10 protein-coding genes and 1 CRISPR repeat array are annotated in these 19,192 nt (G+C 38.3%); of the genes, 6 read left to right on the plus strand and 4 right to left on the minus strand.

All coding sequences use genetic code 11. The annotated features are described in order from the left end of the window. Window positions 1–112: 112 nt before the first annotated feature. A complete protein-coding gene (gene cas9, locus JIV24_RS00165; protein WP_200462964.1) occupies window positions 113–4,174 on the plus strand; it encodes a type II CRISPR RNA-guided endonuclease Cas9 in 4,062 nt (1,353 codons plus the stop codon). A gap of 47 nt (window positions 4,175–4,221) precedes the next feature. On the opposite strand, the gene JIV24_RS00170 is transcribed toward cas9, so the two are convergent. Both JIV24_RS00170 and JIV24_RS00175 read right to left on the minus strand, forming a co-directional pair. Beyond that, the gene (locus tag JIV24_RS00170; RefSeq protein WP_200462965.1) at window positions 4,222–4,875 is read right to left on the minus strand and encodes a hypothetical protein; all 654 of its coding nucleotides are present in this window, start codon (window positions 4,873–4,875) and stop codon (window positions 4,222–4,224) included. A gap of 647 nt (window positions 4,876–5,522) precedes the next feature. Further along, a complete protein-coding gene (locus JIV24_RS00175) occupies window positions 5,523–5,660 on the minus strand; it encodes a hypothetical protein (protein WP_200462966.1) in 138 nt (45 codons plus the stop codon). Between the two features lie 33 nt (window positions 5,661–5,693). Between JIV24_RS00175 and cas1 the strand changes: the two genes are divergently transcribed. The 3 genes from cas1 (at window position 5,694) to JIV24_RS00190 (ending at window position 8,854) form a co-directional block, all read left to right on the plus strand. Continuing rightward, window positions 5,694–6,590 (plus strand): type II CRISPR-associated endonuclease Cas1, encoded by an 897-nt coding sequence (gene cas1, locus JIV24_RS00180; protein WP_200462967.1) that lies wholly within the window; start codon window positions 5,694–5,696, stop codon window positions 6,588–6,590. Between the two features lie 11 nt (window positions 6,591–6,601). Beyond that, complete coding sequence (gene cas2 / locus JIV24_RS00185; RefSeq protein WP_234445648.1) at window positions 6,602–6,940, plus strand: CRISPR-associated endonuclease Cas2; 339 nt, start codon at window positions 6,602–6,604, stop codon at window positions 6,938–6,940. Window positions 6,941–7,118: 178 nt separating this feature from the next. Then, window positions 7,119–8,603: direct repeats of the CRISPR family, unit length 36 nt; unit sequence GTTGTGGTTTGAATCTAATAAGCAATAAGATATACC. 23 nt (window positions 8,604–8,626) lie between these two features. Beyond that, window positions 8,627–8,854 carry a hypothetical protein gene (locus JIV24_RS00190; protein WP_200462968.1) on the plus strand — a complete coding sequence of 76 codons (228 nt, stop codon included), beginning with the start codon at window positions 8,627–8,629 and terminating at the stop codon, window positions 8,852–8,854. Between the two features lie 47 nt (window positions 8,855–8,901). Here JIV24_RS00190 and JIV24_RS00195 read toward each other — a convergent pair whose 3' ends face one another. After that, complete coding sequence (locus JIV24_RS00195) at window positions 8,902–9,624, minus strand: hypothetical protein (RefSeq protein ID WP_200462969.1); 723 nt, start codon at window positions 9,622–9,624, stop codon at window positions 8,902–8,904. Between the two features lie 609 nt (window positions 9,625–10,233). Next, the gene (locus JIV24_RS00200) at window positions 10,234–10,821 is read right to left on the minus strand and encodes a P-loop NTPase family protein (protein ID WP_200462970.1); all 588 of its coding nucleotides are present in this window, start codon (window positions 10,819–10,821) and stop codon (window positions 10,234–10,236) included. A gap of 187 nt (window positions 10,822–11,008) precedes the next feature. Between JIV24_RS00200 and JIV24_RS00205 the strand changes: the two genes are divergently transcribed. Further along, window positions 11,009–11,857, plus strand: coding sequence for a restriction endonuclease (locus JIV24_RS00205; protein ID WP_200462971.1), 849 nt, complete (start codon window positions 11,009–11,011; stop codon window positions 11,855–11,857). A gap of 227 nt (window positions 11,858–12,084) precedes the next feature. Beyond that, window positions 12,085–19,089, plus strand: a complete 7,005-nt coding sequence (locus tag JIV24_RS00210) for a sugar-binding protein (protein ID WP_200462972.1) — start codon at window positions 12,085–12,087, stop codon at window positions 19,087–19,089. The last annotated feature ends 103 nt before the right edge of the window (window positions 19,090–19,192 follow it).

The following is a 19,192-nucleotide window of genomic DNA, read 5'->3' on the forward strand; positions in this document are numbered from 1 at the left end:
CCACAACTAAAGTCATTAACTTTGGAAAAGGGTAGCAAAATACCTACTTTTAGGTTTGATACTTATGACAAATAAAACTAGCACTCTTTAGCGTTATTAAAACCCTAAGTAAATGAGCAAAATACTAGGACTTGACCTTGGCACAAATAGTATTGGTTGGGCTGTGGTGGAAACAGAAGACAAATTAACTTTCAATCCCGTAGATAAAGGCGTTAGGATATTCCAGGAAGGTGTTAAAATTGAAAAAGGCATTGAAGGGTCAAAAGCGGCAGAACGAACTGGCTATAGAAGCGCCAGACGTATTAAATACAGACGAAAACTAAGGAAGTTAACAACGCTAAAAGCTTTAGTTAAATATCAGCTTTGCCCTACCCTCACCGAGCAAGAATTAAATACTTGGCGATACGATAAAAAATACCCCAACAATGAAGCATTCAAGCATTGGTGGATGACGGATAATGAAGGGGATGAAAATGAGAAAAAAGCTCAAAAAAAGAATCCATATTACTTCCGTAATTTAGCAGCTACAGAAAAACTGGACTTAAACTGTGAAAATAATCGATTTGCACTTGGCCGTGCTTTCTACCACATGGCACAGCGCAGAGGTTTTTTAAGCAACCGCCTCGAAACAACAAAAGAAAATGAAAATGGTGCTGTGCTCTCTGGCATTAAAGAAATAGACGAGGCAAAAGGCAAAAAAACACTCGGGCAATATTTTTACGAGCGATATACCAAAGGTGAAAAGATACGTGACCATTATCCACATCGCGACACCCATTACTTGGCAGAATTTAACCACATCTGTCAATTACAAGAATTAACTCAAGAACAAATTGATACGATACGCAAAGCTATCTTTTACCAACGACCGCTGAAATCGCAAAAAGGCCTAATCGGTAAATGCCCGTTTGAAACCAACAAACCACGTTGTGCTGTTTCACATCCCTTGTTTGAAGAGTATAGAATGCTTTGCTTTTTGAATAATATTAAAATTAAAACACCCAAAGATGAAAAGCTTCGCTTTTTAAATGAAGGCGAACGTGAAAAGGTTATACCTATGTTTTTCAGAAAAAGCAAAGAGCATTTTGACTTTGAGGACATAGCCAAACAGTTGGCACCTAAAAAACAATACAAATACTACAAATCGAGAGATAAAAATCCTGAAGACTCGTTGTTTAATTACAGCATGAAATCCACTGTTAGTGGCTGTCCTGTGTCAGCCAGGTTTAAATCTGTTTTTGGTGATAATTGGCTAAAACTATCTATTACGCATACCCGTTCTTCAGACAAGCAATTATCAACTATTGACATTAGCGATGTTTGGCATGTATTAATGACCTTTGATTCGGATGACAAACTATTCGACTTTGCTAAAAACAAGCTTAATTTAAACGATGAGCAAACCAAAGAGTTTGTCAACATTAAGTTAAAACAAGATTTTGCTTCATTGAGCCTTAAAGCAATTAAAAAGACGCTTCCCTATCTGCGTATGAATTTAATCTATTCACACGCCATCTTTTTAGCTAATATGGGCGAAGTAGTTCCCCAAAGTATATGGCAAGACGATGAAAACAAAGCTATCATACGCAAAGCTATACATGATATAATTATTACTCAAAATGAGGAAAAGCAAATAATTGATATTGTTAATGGCTTTGTTAAGATTAACCATGAGAATGAATCAACGTGGAGCGAAGAGGCCATTGATGCCTATAAAGCGGACTTGATTGACCGGATAAAAAACTATTATGGTGCAAATCGCTTTGCCACATTTAACGAAGAAAAAAAGCAACGAATTGAAAAACATGCTTTTGAACTTTTAAAAAAGCAAATGCAACTTAATATGGGACGCGGCCAGTTTGCGCCTGTACAACGAATAGACGACCGAATAATCCAATTTCTGAACGACAATTTTGGAATAGTAAATAAGGAAAAACTATATCATCCTTCGGCTCTAGAGACGTATAAACCTGCTCAAAAAGGCAAAGATGGTAAATTGTATCTGGGCAGTCCTATGACCTCATCGGTGCGTAACCCGATGGCTATGCGAGCACTACACCAGCTTCGTAAGGTGATGAATGAGTTAATCAAAAATGACACCATTGACGCCAATACAATCGTGCATATTGAAATGGCGCGCGACCTTATGAATGCCAACGAACGCAAGGCATTACAAAATTGGCAACGTAAACGCGAAAATGAACGCAAAAAATATATTGCGGAGATTAAAACTCATTTTTCTTCTCAGGGTATTAATTCCGAACCAAATGACAGCGAAATACTCAAATACCAACTATGGGAAGAGCAGAAACATGTTTGTATCTACACCGGACAAACCATTGGTTTAAGTGATTTTTTAGGAGCTAATCCAAAATTTGACATCGAACACACCATCCCACAAAGTCTTTCGTTTGACAACTCACAAGCCAACCTTACTTTATGCTACAATGATTATAATCGTTCAGTAAAACGAAATAAAATACCATGCGAATTACCCGAACATGAAGTGTTTACTGAGCGCATTGAACACTGGAAAAAGGCATACGAAGACCTGGATAAAAAAATACGTAAAGAAGTACGCAATGCCAGAGGTGCCTCAACCAAAGAAGCAAAAGATGGTGCTATAAAGCGTAGACACGAAGCTACTATTGAACGTGACTATTGGCGCGAAAAATACCAGCGTTTTATAATGAAAGATGTGCCAAGTGGGTTTAAAAACAGCCAACTGGTTGATATAGGAATTATAACTAAATACTCGCGCCTATACCTACAAACACTTTTCTCAAAAGTGTTTACTGTAAAAGGTGCTACAGTGGCGGATTTCAGAAAATTCTGGGGACTGCAGGATATTTATGAGAAAAAGGCACGAGTTAACCACGTGCACCATTGCATTGATGCCATGACCATTGCATGTATGACAAAGCCTCAATACGATAAACTAGCCAAGTTTTATCACGACTGGGAAGGCTTAAGAGAAGATGGCCACGATAAAAAGCCAACCTTCGAAAAACCATGGCCAACTTTTACTGAAGATGTTAAGAATATAGAACATGAATTGTTTGTATCGCACTACACACCTGACAATCTGCCCAAAAATAATAAAAAGACACTGCGCAAAAGAGGCGTAATACAACGAGATAAAAACGGCAATCCTATTATCCAAACAGGTGACTCGGTTAGAGGCAGCCTACATAAAGAAACTTTTTACGGAGCAATCAAACAGAAGGTAGAAAATAAAAAAACAGGCCAGATTGAGGAAGTATGTAAATATGTTGTTCGCAAGAAGGTGGTCGATTTATCAGATACTGACCTTAAAAATGTGGTGGATGAAAAGGTGCGTAACATACTAATTGAAGCACGTAAAGCTGAAAAAACACTGCAAAAAGAGATTGACAAGCTTGTTAAGCAAAAACAAAAAGCCGAAGAGCATGAAGAGCCACAGATAGAGCAAAATATTGCTAAGTTGAAAAAAGAGATTGAAAATCTTTATGCATTCCCTGCCAGCGGGGTACCAATTAAGAAAGTACGTTTACTGCAACCAACTGTTACCAACCCACTTGAAATAAAAGTGCAACGCGATAAGAGTACTAAAGCAATTCGTCCTCATAAGGAGAAGTACTATACGGCTAACGATGGGAATTACCTAATGGCCGTTTATGAGGGGAAAGATGTTAAGGGAAAGATTAAACGTGACTTTGAATTAATTAATAACCTAACAGCAGCTGAATACTTTAAAAACTCCGTTCAATCAGTACTAAAACCACAAGGCATAGGGGTACTTGAAGGATTAATTCCTAAAGTCAAACAAAATGGCAAACTAGAGCTACTACACAAGGCGACAATAAAAATTGGCACAATGGTCATTCTTTGGGAGAAAACACCGGATGAAATTTGGGAATTGGATAATGAACAAGTCAAAAAAAGATTGTATAAATTAGTGGGCTTAACAATTAATAGAATTAAATCAGGTCAGAAGTTTTATGAATTTGGCATGTGCATATTAAGACATCATCAAGAAGCTAACTCTGCAAGTGATCTTAAAACTCAGGATGGGATTTATAAATCTGATGAAGAATATGTTGCACAAAGGAAATTAAGTCACAATCAATTCAACGCCCTTGTCGAAGGCATTGACTTCACCCTCTCCCCTCTCGGCAAAATTCAAAAACTATAAACTTTCATTCCACCACCTAATAAAGCCTTAGGTGGTGGAATGATAAATTATTTAACCACAATACCCAGTTTTTCTAATAACTGAGGCTTTTCATTCAATGCAATTTTAGCAATTGATTCATAATCGTTAACCCATTCGTTGAGTTCTTCTAATTTAGCATCACGTTCTTTGGTGGCATTTTGCGCATCACCCTTTTCTCGCATTATCACATCCGAATAATTTTCAACACCCTGAATATCGGCTAAAACACTCTTTAGCATTTCTTCACCAGCATTATAATCGGCCATGGCCGCCAACCACTCGGCATTGGACAGTAAGTTGTTGTAAAAGGCACGCGAACGGGTAAACCATTCACTGTTGGTACGAGGCAAAGGTTTATTTAAAGCCAGTGCGGTTGATGCAGAAGGATTGCTTTTAAATACAATGCGTGCAACAGCCAGGTGCCCCTGAAATTTAAAGTTGGCCAAATCCTTGGCCTCATTGCGCTGTTCGTAGGCAGCATCAAGTTCTCCATACTCTTTAACAAATGTTTCATTCAGCGCGTTTGAGGCGTCTAAAATATTACGCCCCGCTTCAAGCCTCTCAGCTGTATAGCCAAACACTGAGACGGCCTCTTGAACTTTAGAGTCATTTAATGAGTTGTTGATGCGTAAACCACATTGAAAAAGAAACTCTGCAATCGTTAATTTACTTCTGTTCATGGTAAAATGGTATAAAAGTTAAAAGTATAATTGAATGCAACCGTTGCTGCATGATAGTAGTCAGATAACTGTAATCATTAAAATAAATAGCTTTTTGTAGGTAGCGAAATGCTATTACTAAAGGCGAAACCCAATGTTTGGCAGCAGAAGTACGGATGTTTTCATACATAAGCTATTCGCTCTGAAACATTGGTGTTTCGCTGTAAAATCGAATCGTTCACTCAATCCCCGATCCCTTTTACAGGTGTCATATACTTTGGAAATTGCAAATAGTAGATTTCGCAGGCTGCAACCGTGGTTCGAAAGTTATAATTGGCTGTTCGCTATATAAATTGCAAGGATAATTCTCATTCATATCTTTTCGCTTAATTCGACTTAAATAAGCGCTGACAAAACAACTGTTTTGTTGAATAAAATAGAATTTCGACATTACTAATGGGACTTTTTAGGTTAACTGGTTATTTTTTATCATCAGCAATAATAATATTTTAGTATGACTTACCCAAATTCAATTCGAATAAAGTTATATGCGTATCAGTATGTAGTTTTCAAAAAAGATACAGCAAATCATACATCCCGAAACACAACCTAATTAGATAATTAACGAATAACCATGGAAGAATTACATCGAAACAAGCAGAGATGAGTTAAACTTTAAAAGTTAAATTCAAAATAAAGGCATATGATTCAAATTCACTTACTGCACTTTTAAAACCTGTTAAATGATGTTCGCCCTCGTTTTCATCGCGTTCATCAACATAAGTAAACCCATCAACTACTTCCATCGAATAAGATAGTAATTACAAAACCTGCTAATCATGTTAAAACGCACCCTGTTTTTTACTAATCCGGCTTACCTGTCTGTTCGCCAAAAACAACTTGTGGTTAAAACTAAAGATAGCGACACGGAGCGCTCTGTACCCATTGAAGACATTGGCATTGTAATATTAGAACATCCACAAATATCAATGACAATGCCTACACTACAGCAACTCAATACTAATAACGTGGCCGTTATTTTTTGCGACGAAAAACACATGCCCGCATCTATGCTGCTCAACCTGGATGGGCACCATCTGCAGAACGAGATATTTCGTAAGCAGATTAATAGTAGCCAACCACTTAAAAAGCAATTGTGGCAGCAAACCATTGTAGCCAAAATAAAAAATCAGGCGGCTCTACTCAAATCAAAAAGCATTGACAGTGGCTCTTTAGTGTCTTTGGCATCATCGGTTAAAAGTGATGACAGTACCAATCGCGAAGGTACAGCTGCCCGTGAATATTGGGGACGTTTATTTGACAATGACTTCACACGCGACCGTTATGGCGCCTATCCTAACAACCTGCTTAACTATGGCTACATCGTTTTGCGCTCAGCCGTAGCCCGCGCCTTAGTTGGTTCGGGGCTGCTACCTACACTGGGCATTCACCATAGCAACCGTTACAATGCCTATTGCCTGGCTGATGATATTATGGAACCGTATCGCCCCTACGTGGATGATGTAATCTATGAAATGTGGCAATCAGGTAACGGTGAACTCATACTAGAAAAGGAAACCAAGGCTCACTTGTTGCAAGTGTTGAGTTGTGATGTTTCAATTGGTGAAGTTAAACGCCCGCTACTGCTAGCACTTTCGCACACAACTGCATCGTTGGCTCGCTGTTTTAATGGGGAAGGTAAAAAAATTCTTTACCCCACTTTTTTCAAAGAATAAAAGCTCACTTAATGGAACATTCCCGACTAAACGCTTATCAAATTATGTGGCTATTTGTATTTTTCGACTTGCCGGTTTCATCTAAAAAAGAACGTAAGCTGGCTACCCGTTTTCGAAAGGAGCTCATTAAAGATGGTTTTAATATGATGCAATGGAGTGTGTATACACGTCATTGTGCCAGTCGTGAAAGTGCCGATGTACATGAAAAACGCGTGAGGAGTTTTGTGCCCGACAAAGGGCAGATAACTATACTGCGTATCACCGATAAGCAATATGGCGGTATGATTAATATTTGGGGCGCTCAAATACAAGCTTCGGAAGAGACTCCTCAACAATTGGAACTGTTTTAATAAGCACATCCATTTACGCAAAAGATTATACTCAAAAAAGATTAGTACATTTACATCTCGCTCTTTGACGTCCTGAAAAAAATACCACATAATTTAGGTTCGAACACTCTTCCGTGTTAATTTTTTCAATAGAAAAACAAGCTACATACACCGTAAATACTGAGCTGTATGGCGCGCGGTTGTGGTTTGAATCTAATAAGCAATAAGATATACCTCATCAAATCTGGCTAGTCTTATTACATTGTTGTGGTTTGAATCTAATAAGCAATAAGATATACCCAAGTATGGCATCACCTAAAGTTGCACCTGTTGTGGTTTGAATCTAATAAGCAATAAGATATACCAATCCCTATCGTAAAGCCTTCACTTGTCGTGTTGTGGTTTGAATCTAATAAGCAATAAGATATACCATATAACAGGCGATACAACCGTAAGAAGAAGTTGTGGTTTGAATCTAATAAGCAATAAGATATACCGCACAATGAAATGAAAAGGCTAACTGGAGAGTTGTGGTTTGAATCTAATAAGCAATAAGATATACCTCAATGAAGATACTAAATTCCTGCCGCTAAGTTGTGGTTTGAATCTAATAAGCAATAAGATATACCTCCATTCTGCACCGTGTCCATCATCATCAAGTTGTGGTTTGAATCTAATAAGCAATAAGATATACCGTATTATCTTTTTTCAATTTACAAACTTTAGTTGTGGTTTGAATCTAATAAGCAATAAGATATACCAAACAACTTTAGGATTATAGATATGTCCGAGTTGTGGTTTGAATCTAATAAGCAATAAGATATACCATGATTATGACAGAACTAGAGGGATGGCTAGTTGTGGTTTGAATCTAATAAGCAATAAGATATACCTAAGTATCTTGAAAAAGATTTGGAAATTCAGTTGTGGTTTGAATCTAATAAGCAATAAGATATACCAAATTGACACGACATCTTTACCTCATGACCGTTGTGGTTTGAATCTAATAAGCAATAAGATATACCCTATAGGAACTATTATATATCACAGGGTAAGTTGTGGTTTGAATCTAATAAGCAATAAGATATACCCTTTTCTTTACTTTCTACAAGTATTTCATGGTTGTGGTTTGAATCTAATAAGCAATAAGATATACCCTATAGGAACTATTATATATCACAGGGTAAGTTGTGGTTTGAATCTAATAAGCAATAAGATATACCTTGTGGTTGAGCCATCGGTACGCCACGAAGTTGTGGTTTGAATCTAATAAGCAATAAGATATACCGACAACAGCGAACTCTCTCGTCGACTCAGGGTTGTGGTTTGAATCTAATAAGCAATAAGATATACCCCATCGTCGCTGCTAGTGGATTAACACTAAGTTGTGGTTTGAATCTAATAAGCAATAAGATATACCGATGACAAAAAAAAGAAGCCGATCAAAGAAGTTGTGGTTTGAATCTAATAAGCAATAAGATATACCTTCCCAATTCCCCCCAAAGAAGCCACCACAGTTGTGGTTTGAATCTAATAAGCAATAAGATATACCGGTCGTAACATTGAAGTGAACACCATATCAGTTGTGGTTTGAATCTAATAAGCAATAAGATATACCGACTTCTCAATGGTGAAAGTGGTGTTTACAGTTGTGGTTTGAATCTAATAAGCAATAAGATATACCAAGCAGTTGGCAACACCATCGGTTTGGCATACGGTTCTGCGGTGATGTTACAAAAAGTAGAAGAAGGGCACCTCAAGCCCAAGGAATGTGACTTACTTAATCACCACCTGGCTATTTCCCATTCACAGCTGGAAGACCCATTGCTATTTGTCAGCCTGGGCTATTCGATGCCCGTATTAATCATTCCAAGGGTATTATTTGCCATTGTGGTGGTATGGATCAGGCGTATTGAGTATCACATTAAAGATTAACACAATACTCTACATCACTCTACAGGTATCAATCACCCATTGAGATTTTATTCTCTTCTTTTAGCAATAATCTCAGGATACAGCCATTCGAACATATTCCACGGGGTTTTATTATTACCACCAAACTCTATCGTAAAAATCGACTTGTTAGCCGGAATATGGACAATCTGATCCTCACTAAATCGTTTTAGCTTCGGATTATAGAAGAAAATCCAGAGCAAATATTCATCCATATAATGCTTATCAAATAAACTGACATTACAATGACCATCTGGTCGCAGAGCAGCGTTTAGATTCCATTCCCAATAGCCGTGTGTAAGGTTGCGTAGCACCCAAATAACGCGTGACTGAACATCCGATAGGGCAGTCAAATTCCCCGGGTGCCATTCGAGCCTGAAATGACCGCTACTTCGCCTGACAGTAACAGAAGCGACTCCGGCCCTTTCACCTCTCGACCAGTGCAAGTTCTCATATACCTTTTCAGAATCCAGTCTGGCTTTGCGCATAAACTGCTTATGCAAGCCAATAAAGGCATTGTGTGAATTGTTATACGTGGGCACTTCTTTGTAGCAAAACTGCCGTAAGGCTTTAGTTTGAGCACTTATTAAAGTAAGTTCGGCATGTAAATTGCGGTTTTTAATCTGCTTTTCGGTTTTTGGGTCCTTAGGACAAGCATAACTCTTCAGGCGCATTTGCTCACCTACCAAATAGTATACTACATTGCCATCGCGTCCCACATTAATGTGAGGTAAATTCTTGTGCTTTCTCATAGTTTTATTTTAAGAAATTTCACTCTACAAGTTACCATCCCAAACAAGCGATTCAAAACCACTGATTAGCAATAGAAGATACCTGATTCGATACGTCCGATTTTCGTTCGGAAACGTTCGGAAAGATTTTTAATCAAAAAACTTTTGTAACAACTGTATCGCTCTGAAAAAAACAGAGCCTTAAACCATGCTTAAATACAATATTCAGGAATACGCTTGTTTCCCCCTGTTGTAGGCGAAGAATAAGAAAGTACATTCTTTTGACTTTTATAGCTCCCCGCTTCGTACCAACAAAGGGTCTGCTTCGGGATCAACCTCGCTTGGGAGCGAGGTTGATCCCGAAGCAGGTACGATGAAGACCCGAAGAAAGGACGAAGGTGAGCCGAAGAAAGCGCAAAGTATTAATAACGAAACCTAAGAGATGTTCGTTGTGAATTGCTTTCAAATTGTATATTTAATGCGGTCTTTGAAATGAGAAACCCCACCCCCACTATCAGGCACTAGTTGCGAAAACATTTAAAGCGGCACCTTTGGTGTCGTTTTTGTTATTTTTAGGCCATGGTACCAAAGAATATATTCCTATACGCCCGTTTTAGTGTAAGTATCTTTTTAACACTTAAGTTTTCTTATTTTACCTTCCAGAACAAACACCTCATCTGAAAAATCGTTATAAGCTGTTGTAAATAAATAACTATCAAGTATCCTTAAATATTTACTGTCCAAAGATAATATCAAGTCTTCATAATACTTAACCAACACTTCTTTCATTTTAGAATAGGCCTTATAAATAAACCATTCTCTTTTTTGCTCTTGTTCAAAACTCTCCCAGAATATTTCGGCGAACACCTCTTCATCACAATTGGGTATCTTTGCTATTTCCGCTTTAAGTTTTAATTCAGCTTCTTGTTTCGTTTTGGGTTTACGCACACCTGAATATTCATCCACATTCATCTTATTGGAGTTAATGGACAATGCCAAATCAAAATCGTCAAAAACCTGGTGTGCCGTTTTGTCTGAGATCTCAATCAGTTGCTCTGCAACTTCTGCATAATATTGCTTAACCAGAGGGCGCTCGTCCAATACATACAGAATAAGATCAGCCTTAAGCTGACTTAAAAAAGCTTTCCCAATCCGCTCGTGCTCATCCATTCTGTCAAAAATCTTTTGCATCCGCCAGGGCAATCCACTTTCTTCCATAATAATTGCATGTATTAATGAATAACTAAACTACAAAAAAAAGATGAAGGTATCAGTCATCAAATAAATCACTTCCTACTATCAGCTATTAGGAGTTCATCAACTCTTAAACTTTCAACTTTGATTTCTCCACTTCGACATTTATGCAGTTCAACAATTTCTAATATCTTTACTCAAAACGCACAGCATGCATACTAAGCCTATTTCTAATTATCTGATACAAAAAGCTTCGGGCGAACAAGTTTATTTCGAAGGCCATAAACTAGTGGATTCACTAATCCGTTCAGGTGCAAAAGAGGAATTGGCAAAACAAATACTACAGGCCATCAGTATGGAATTGCACGATGGCATGCTGACCAGCGACATCTATACCAAGGCCTACCGCATGCTACAAAAACAAGAGCGAAAAACGGCGGTTAACTACCGACTAAAGCAGGCTGTGTTGCAGCTGGGACCTTCTGGCTATCCCTTTGAACATTTTATAGGTGAATTATTTAAAGCACGTGGTTTTAGTGTTGAAGTGGGCAAGCTGGTAAACGGTTATAGTGTACGCCATGAAATTGACGTGCTTGCAAAAACGGAGCATAAACACATCTTTGTCGAGTGTAAATTTCATAATTATCAGGGTACCAAGACCAATGTAAAAGTACCCATGTATATCCGTTCGCGATTTGACGATCTAAACCGGGTTCGTCATTTTGACGATGAATTAAAAAATACCAATACCCAAGGCTGGATTGTCACCAACACTCGCTTTACCGAGGATGCCATTAAATTTGGTCGCGATTACGGCTTAACACTTTTAAGCTGGGATTATCCCGAGAAAGGGAACCTCAAAAACTGGATTGAATTGGAAAACCTTCACCCCATTACCTGTTTGTCATCCATCACCCTTAAGGAGAAAAAAGCGTTATTGGGCAAAGGCATTGTGATGTGTCATGATCTTTACAAAAAAGCAACGCAAAAAGAATCACTTCCTATTAAACCACGGAACCTGAGAGCAGTAAAAAGAGAGCTTAGGGATTTTATTGAATAGGCCAATTCTACATTATCAAACAACACTTCTATTACGCTCCAGACTTTATTTGTCAGTCAATACGAATATTCCATCAATTTCTTATGAATACAACTTGACAATTCTGTTGTAAAACAAGAACTTTTATCTCCGACAAAATAACAAGACAAGTATAGTTTCTGCTATTCTGGATGCTTCCAAGGAGGCATGTTTTTTTTGCATTTAATGATGAACCAATCCCATTTGTTATGAGAGATGTATCGAATTGTCTGTTAGTATTACTTATTCTTATATTTACCCAAAACCTTAAAGCGCAATCAACCTACACTATCAGCTCCAGTGGAGGCAACTATTCCTCCTTTCAGGAAGCTTTGCTTAGCGACCTAGTAATTGACGGAGATACTTTAAGGCTAGGTGATGCTGTACACAATGAAAGTAATATATTGATAACAAAGGACGTTGCAATTACCGGAATAGATAAAAACAGTTCCACTATACAAGCAGCGCCAAGTATTGAAGAGGCAAATGATCGAATCTTTGTTATCCCAGAGGGCAAAACAGTGAGTATTCATCACCTTACCATGCAACATGGTAATGCCAGTGGTGAGGGTGGTGCCATTTACAATGAAGGAAACCTTTCTGTCTATAATTGTTTATTAACGAATAATCATCTTGATGCCTCAGCAGCTAATTTTGAAGGTGGTGGTGCTATAGCCAACAAAAACTGGTTAGGATTATATTTTACCGAAGTTCGCAGCAACTACTCAAGCGGACATGGTGGTGGTATCTGGTCGTCAAAGAGCGGCAGCTATCTGGAGGTATATAATTGTATAATCGATAATAATGAAACGGTAGAATCCGGTGGAGGTATTGGATCTAAATTTGATGCCAATATTTACATTGAAAATACACTGATCACGAACAATAAGAGTCGAAATAAAGGAGGAGGTGTGGCATTCAATGGTTTCCCACTCCCCCTGCAACCATTCAACAACATCACGATTAACAGCACCACCATTTCTAAAAACGCCTCTAATGAAAAAGGTGGGGGATTATATATGGTAGGAGGCGACTTAACGATCGCTAATTCAATCATTGCTGAAAATACAGATGCTTTCGATCCTGAAACATCGGATTTTTCAATCAGAGCCATCACTCTATCTAAAGGGCGAAACATAATAGGGATAAACCCATCAGGTGAGTCCAATTTTGAAATGTATGGAGAAGGCTTTGAAGGCAATTCAACAGAACCGTTTGATCCGGAATTGGATGATTCGTTTACACCGCTACCCTCTTCATTTGCCATCAATTATGGTGAAAATTTGGAATACATCAACGAATCAAGTGTGGATGTATATAAGAATCCAAGAATATTTGTAGGGGAATACAATGTGACTGACATTGGTGCTGTTGAATTTCAGGGTGATCCACTACCAAAGTACATTATAGAAGTTTCGGATACCATCATTAACTACGGAGAAGTATCTCTCAATGCAACTACCAATAAAAGGCTGTCTATCACCAACTTTGGAAATATAGCCTTAACAATTGACTCCATTAGATCAACAGGTGGATTTTTAGTGAATACCGATGGCGAGCCCGCAGACTCCATTAGCTCATTCGCCATTCCTGCACTAGCATCAGTTGATTTGATAGTTTCAATTACACCTAGCAGACTGGGCGCATTTACTGGCGAAGCAACCGTTTATAGTAACGCCGATAACACTTCTACAGTTAGCATTGAATTATCAGCAACCAGTGTAGATAATAGTGACTTAATAACAGGTGATATAACCGAAGATACGGAATGGTGTACTGACACCATTCGTATTGGTGCAAGCATAACCATTACAAATGATGCGACCTTAACCATTTGCCCAGGTACGACCGTTGAATTTATGGATTATTTTGATATTACGGTTAAGGGGCAGATAATAGCTTTGGGAACAGTTACAGACAGCATCGTTTTCACGTCAAAAGGTAAGCGATGGGCCGGCCTGCAAATTGACACAGAAGCTCAATTCGACAGCGTCAATATATCAAAATTTGAATATGCGCGCTTTGATCATACCGATGCCTACCCTTTCCTATTAAAAGATTCGTACCACTTTAGACGAGGTGGAGCCATTTTCATTGACGAATTTGGCACTGTCGAACTCAATAATTGTGTGTTCTATGATAATAATGCTGAAGACATTGCAGGAGCTGTCTATAATGAAGGCGTAGTAATTATTAATGATTGTTTATTTACAAATAATACGACTACTAAAGTAGAACCAGATGATCATTATGGCGGCGGTGCATTAGCTAATCGCCAGGCTGGGTATATGAAAGTGGCTAACTCAAGCATTGAAAACAATACAACCGTTAATGAAGGAGGAGCAATTCTAATTGAATATGAAGATACCTATACACTTATACAAAATTCGTATATCACCAACAATACTGCCGGAACAGATGGTGGTGCCATACTTGTACGCAAGGCTAAAGCTGTAGAAATTGTGGGCTGTTTAATTGCAGACAATCAAGCCCTGGATGATGATGGTGGAGCTTTGCACAGCAGAACTAACTCCAAAGTCAAACTTATTAACACAACCATTGTGAATAATCAAGCTGCAGACGATGGTGGTGCTATATACATTTATGACTCTACTGTTGATTTACAAAGTAACTTGTTTAGTAATAATAACGCCGGTGGTGACGATCCATTTATCAAAGCGGATGACAAGGAAATAAAATCTAAAGGCTACAACCTGGTTGACAACACGGCTAATTTTGATTTCCCGGACAAGAACGGTGATATTATTGGTACAAGCGATAATCCAATCAACCCACAGCTTGATGTTGACTACAGTCCATTAAGCAATTCCATTGCCATTAATAATGGTAAAGCCGATACAACAGGCATTAACCTTCTGCCAGTTGATATAAAAGGCAACCGAAGAATATACACAGACGATGGCATTGGCATTATAGATATTGGTGCTTTTGAATACCTCGATGCACCCGATGAAGAAATATTCTTGGCTATTAGTGAAGATACTGTCCGTTTTTTACCTACTGAAATTGGTAACGTTAGACTAGATTCTATATTGTTAACCAATATTGGTACGAGCATCGTTGAGGTAACAGGTATTACAGCGCCAACCGGATTCCGTGTTAAAAAGGATGATGAACCATTTACCAACCTCATTGCCGCTTTCTCAATGCCTTTAAAGGATACAGTTATCATTACCATTGAGTTCGCTCCTGCTCTAGCCACACATTATGATAACGAAATTATCATCCTAAGTAATGATAATTTTGCACCTATCAAGACCGTTAATTTGCAAGGTTTAGGAAGTGATTTGACCATACTGGAAGGTGAAATTGGTGATAATATCACTTTATGTACCGATAGAGCATTAGTTGTTGATACCTTAACTGTTATGCCGGGTGTCACATATACCATTTGTGAAGGAACAATTCTTGAGTTTTTACCTGATGCCGCACTCATCGTCCAAGGAATGCTTATAAGCAATGGCCTGGAGACTGATAATGTTGTATTTATTGAATCAATAGCTGATGAAGGATGGAAAGGTATTCATTTCATATATAATGACCTAAATACTCAATCCTCCATTTTAAATTATACCAGGATATCAGATGGTCAAGGTACCGAATTCGGTGCTGTTAATGTGGACATAGCCGCTAATTTAGAAATGAATAATTGTGAGTTATCTAATAATCTAAGTAACAACCGTGGTGGTGCCATACACAACGAAGGTAATACCACACTTAACAACTGCCTTATTGACAACAACAGTGTTAACACTCTTAACGTTACCGATGGAGGTGGTGCAGTTAGCAATTCCTTTATGCTTGAATTAAATAACACTACAATATCTAACAACAGTTCAACTACTAATGCTGGAGCCATACTGATTGATGGCGGTTTATCAACAACATTTATAAATAACTGCAGAATAATTGATAATACTGCCGAATTGAGTGGAGCTGGTATTGCGGTAGTTGACGGAGATAGCATAGCAATTGTCAATTCACTAATAGCTAACAATATCAGTGTACAGCAGCGAGCAGGTGGTGTAGTAACAGGACAATCATTTAGCGGTAACCTGGTCTTATACAACACCAGTATTGTTGCGAACCAATCAAACATGGCAGCCGGTGGTTTATATATGGGTAGTGGCATGTTAACTATCTGGCATTCGATAATTGCGGATAATACTATCATTGATGAATCCAATTTCAGACCCGACTTCTTTATTAATGGCGAAACCAATTCATTAGGCTATAACCTTATTGGTAATATAGGCCGCTCGTATTGGAATGCTGGCCCTAACGATATCTTCGGCTCAGCAGAATTTCCGGAGGATCCAGAGCTGGATGCCGGTTACAAGCCTAGCTCTACTTCCCTGTTTGTAAATATGGGGGATTCGGATGGTATGTTCCCTCCCACTGATTTGGCTGGAAACCCACGTATATTTGATGGCACAGTTGATATTATTGACATGGGTGCTTATGAATTACAAGCCGAAAAAGTGTTACAAGACCTGATAATGGGTATTGATACTTCTGCGATCAATTTTTATGCACAACCCATTGGCTTCCAATCTGAGCCATACAACATGCAACTGTCAAACTATTTTGCCAATGATTATATAAATATTACATCTATTAGTGTACCTAGCGGTTTCCGATTCTCAGTGAATGGCAGTGAATTGGCTGAATCGCTGACTGGCGACCTTCTGATACCAATCAATCAATCGGCTTATCTCGATATTGTTTTTGAACCAAGCGATGCGATAGATTATGATGGTGAATTAGTCATCGAAAGCAATGACCAGAATTTCCCAACTTACAGGATTCCGATTTCAGGCGTTGGTGCGAATATTAAGCCATCATTTACCTATACTAACACACCATTTACTATTGATGGGGCTCTGGAGTCTGATTGGAATTCTTATGCCTTTGACTATATCGCCCAACCGGTTTCTCCAGTTGAAAAACTATCAACCTTTGTGGCAGATCTTGTCGCAGGATACCGGGCTTCATGGGATGATGAATTCTTATACCTATTAGTAACAGTTGCCGATGATTCATTGCACAATGTTGGCGGCGATGTGGCTACACTTGATAATGTAGAGTTGTACCTCGACTTTAATAATTCAAAAGGCACGAATTATGATGCAGATGACTATTTCATCCGTTTTGTATGGGACAATGGCAACTATATTATTGCAAATGGGACAAACATTGATGACATCGTTTTTGCACAAACAACAACTACAGACTCTGTCGAATATGTATTTGAAATGGCCATTCCATGGAGTTCAGCTACAAGCATTATTCCTGCTGCAGGTACAGAGATTGGAATAGACCTGAATATTATTGATAATGATGGTGATGGTGTAGAACAGATTTTGGGCTGGCATTCAGGTGCTATTGATAAAGCCACCAATCCGTCAGTTCTGGGAACAGCCATTCTATTAGACGATGCTGGTGTTGATCCATTGGTTCCTGTGATGAATATTTCGACTGATATCACCGATTTTGTGGTCAGTTGCGAAGAGTCTGTTACAGTAAGTACTTCTATCAGCAACAATGGAGTGGGAAGAGATTTAGAATTGTATTCATCTAACCAGGCGACATTAACCGATGTATTAGACAACTTAAATACCAATTTTGCTGAAGTAACGGCACTGATTCCGAACAGATATAATTTCACTGAAGCCGTCGAAGGCTTTTTCATCGAAAATGGTGGTAACGACATGTATGATTTTGGTAATTACCTCAACACCAACTTCAACGATCAAATACCATATTCGGATAATGTGATCACACAAAGCTCCGATTTTGGTAACAAGAGTGAGTACTTTACCAGAAAAGTTGAAGGCTTATTTGTATTGGCTATGGATGCACACGACCTCGACTTCTTTGAAATAAACGGTGTGGCTGGTGCAAAAGATGATGCCACCCATACTGAAGATATGATCACACAGATATTCAATGGAAATGCCTATAATGGTTATATCAGACGTGTACATGGTTCTTCTCAGCCTTCTATTAATCACTTAATCATTACAAAGCCAAACGATGATGTTGTTCAGAAGGTTGATAAAAATCCAGAGTTTAACAGACACAAACTTGATAGCATCAATTCGGTAACCCGGATTTATTACTTACTGTTTGCAAGTTCAAATGGTGCTTTTATTGATAATGAAGATTTCGAGAAAATAATGTACAGTTTCCTCGAAAACGTGGCAACAACAACGGTTTCTGATGCCATTACAGCTGGTGAAACGAAGCAGGTATCATATGTGGTACCGACTGCTAATTTACCAAATGGTTCTTATCAGGATATTGTTGCCATATTCTCAAATGATCCGGCTAATCCAACTGATTCAATAGTGTTTAACCTGGACAAAATGGGTGTGCCTGACATTGGAGTTTCAGAAAGTACAATAGACTTTGGTGCTGTATTGGAAGATCATTACACTGTAGACACTTTAGTTATTTCGAATCAGGGATGTATACCATTGGAAATAACAGACATTACATCATCTGAGCAGGCTTTCTTTGTTCTTAACACTGTATTTTTGGTTAATCCAAACGAACAAGTGAAAGTACCAATATACTTCTATCCTCAGGCTATCGATACGTATTCAGGTGACTTAAGCATTATGAGTAACGATGAGACAACGATTGTATCGCTTACAGGAGAAACATTAATTCTTTCCTCCGATGCAACATTGCAAGGCATCACAGTTAATGGAAATGCTATACCAGATTTTAGTCCTGCTGTTTATATATACAACTACGAATTAGCTCCGGGTGACTTTACTGTTCCTACTGTTGTTGGTACACCAACTGACCCGAGTGCATCGGTAAACGTTATCGATCCAGCTCAGGTACCTGGTGCAGCTGAAATTAACGTATTAGCTGAAGACCAGTTGACTTCGCTGCAATACATCGTTAACATTGATATTGCTACTGGATTGGATGAAACAGTAATTAACTCTCATAAGGTATATCCAAATCCTGTATCAGGTAAATTATTTATTGAGTTTTACAACAACGAGATATATGAACTAGAGTTGTATGATTCAAGAGGTAGGAAAATAATCAAATTGGAAAAAGAGCAGGATATTGATGAAACCTTCATTAATGTATCAGGCTATGAACCTGGTGTGTACTATCTTAATGTCAAAACAAATGACAGAACCCACACACATAAGGTAATAAAAATGTAGGTAGAATAAATGTAAGAATCGTCATTTGCAACAGCCCGAATAATAAGTAAAATAAGCACTTATTATTCGGGCTGTTGATGATATCAAATTATTGTAGCGCTGT

The organism is Carboxylicivirga marina, assembly GCF_016612505.1.
Classification (GTDB): domain Bacteria; phylum Bacteroidota; class Bacteroidia; order Bacteroidales; family Marinilabiliaceae; genus Carboxylicivirga; species Carboxylicivirga marina.

Coding starts and splice junctions, on each gene's coding strand:
- cas9 (WP_200462964.1), top strand. CDS start 113: ATGAGCAAAATACTAGGACTTGACCTTGGCACAAATAGTATTGGTTGG.
- JIV24_RS00170 (WP_200462965.1), bottom strand. CDS start 4,875: ATGAACAGAAGTAAATTAACGATTGCAGAGTTTCTTTTTCAATGTGGT.
- JIV24_RS00175 (WP_200462966.1), bottom strand. CDS start 5,660: ATGGAAGTAGTTGATGGGTTTACTTATGTTGATGAACGCGATGAAAAC.
- cas1 (WP_200462967.1), top strand. CDS start 5,694: ATGTTAAAACGCACCCTGTTTTTTACTAATCCGGCTTACCTGTCTGTT.
- cas2 (WP_234445648.1), top strand. CDS start 6,602: ATGGAACATTCCCGACTAAACGCTTATCAAATTATGTGGCTATTTGTA.
- JIV24_RS00195 (WP_200462969.1), bottom strand. CDS start 9,624: ATGAGAAAGCACAAGAATTTACCTCACATTAATGTGGGACGCGATGGC.
- JIV24_RS00200 (WP_200462970.1), bottom strand. CDS start 10,821: ATGGAAGAAAGTGGATTGCCCTGGCGGATGCAAAAGATTTTTGACAGA.
- JIV24_RS00205 (WP_200462971.1), top strand. CDS start 11,009: ATGCATACTAAGCCTATTTCTAATTATCTGATACAAAAAGCTTCGGGC.
- JIV24_RS00210 (WP_200462972.1), top strand. CDS start 12,085: ATGAGAGATGTATCGAATTGTCTGTTAGTATTACTTATTCTTATATTT.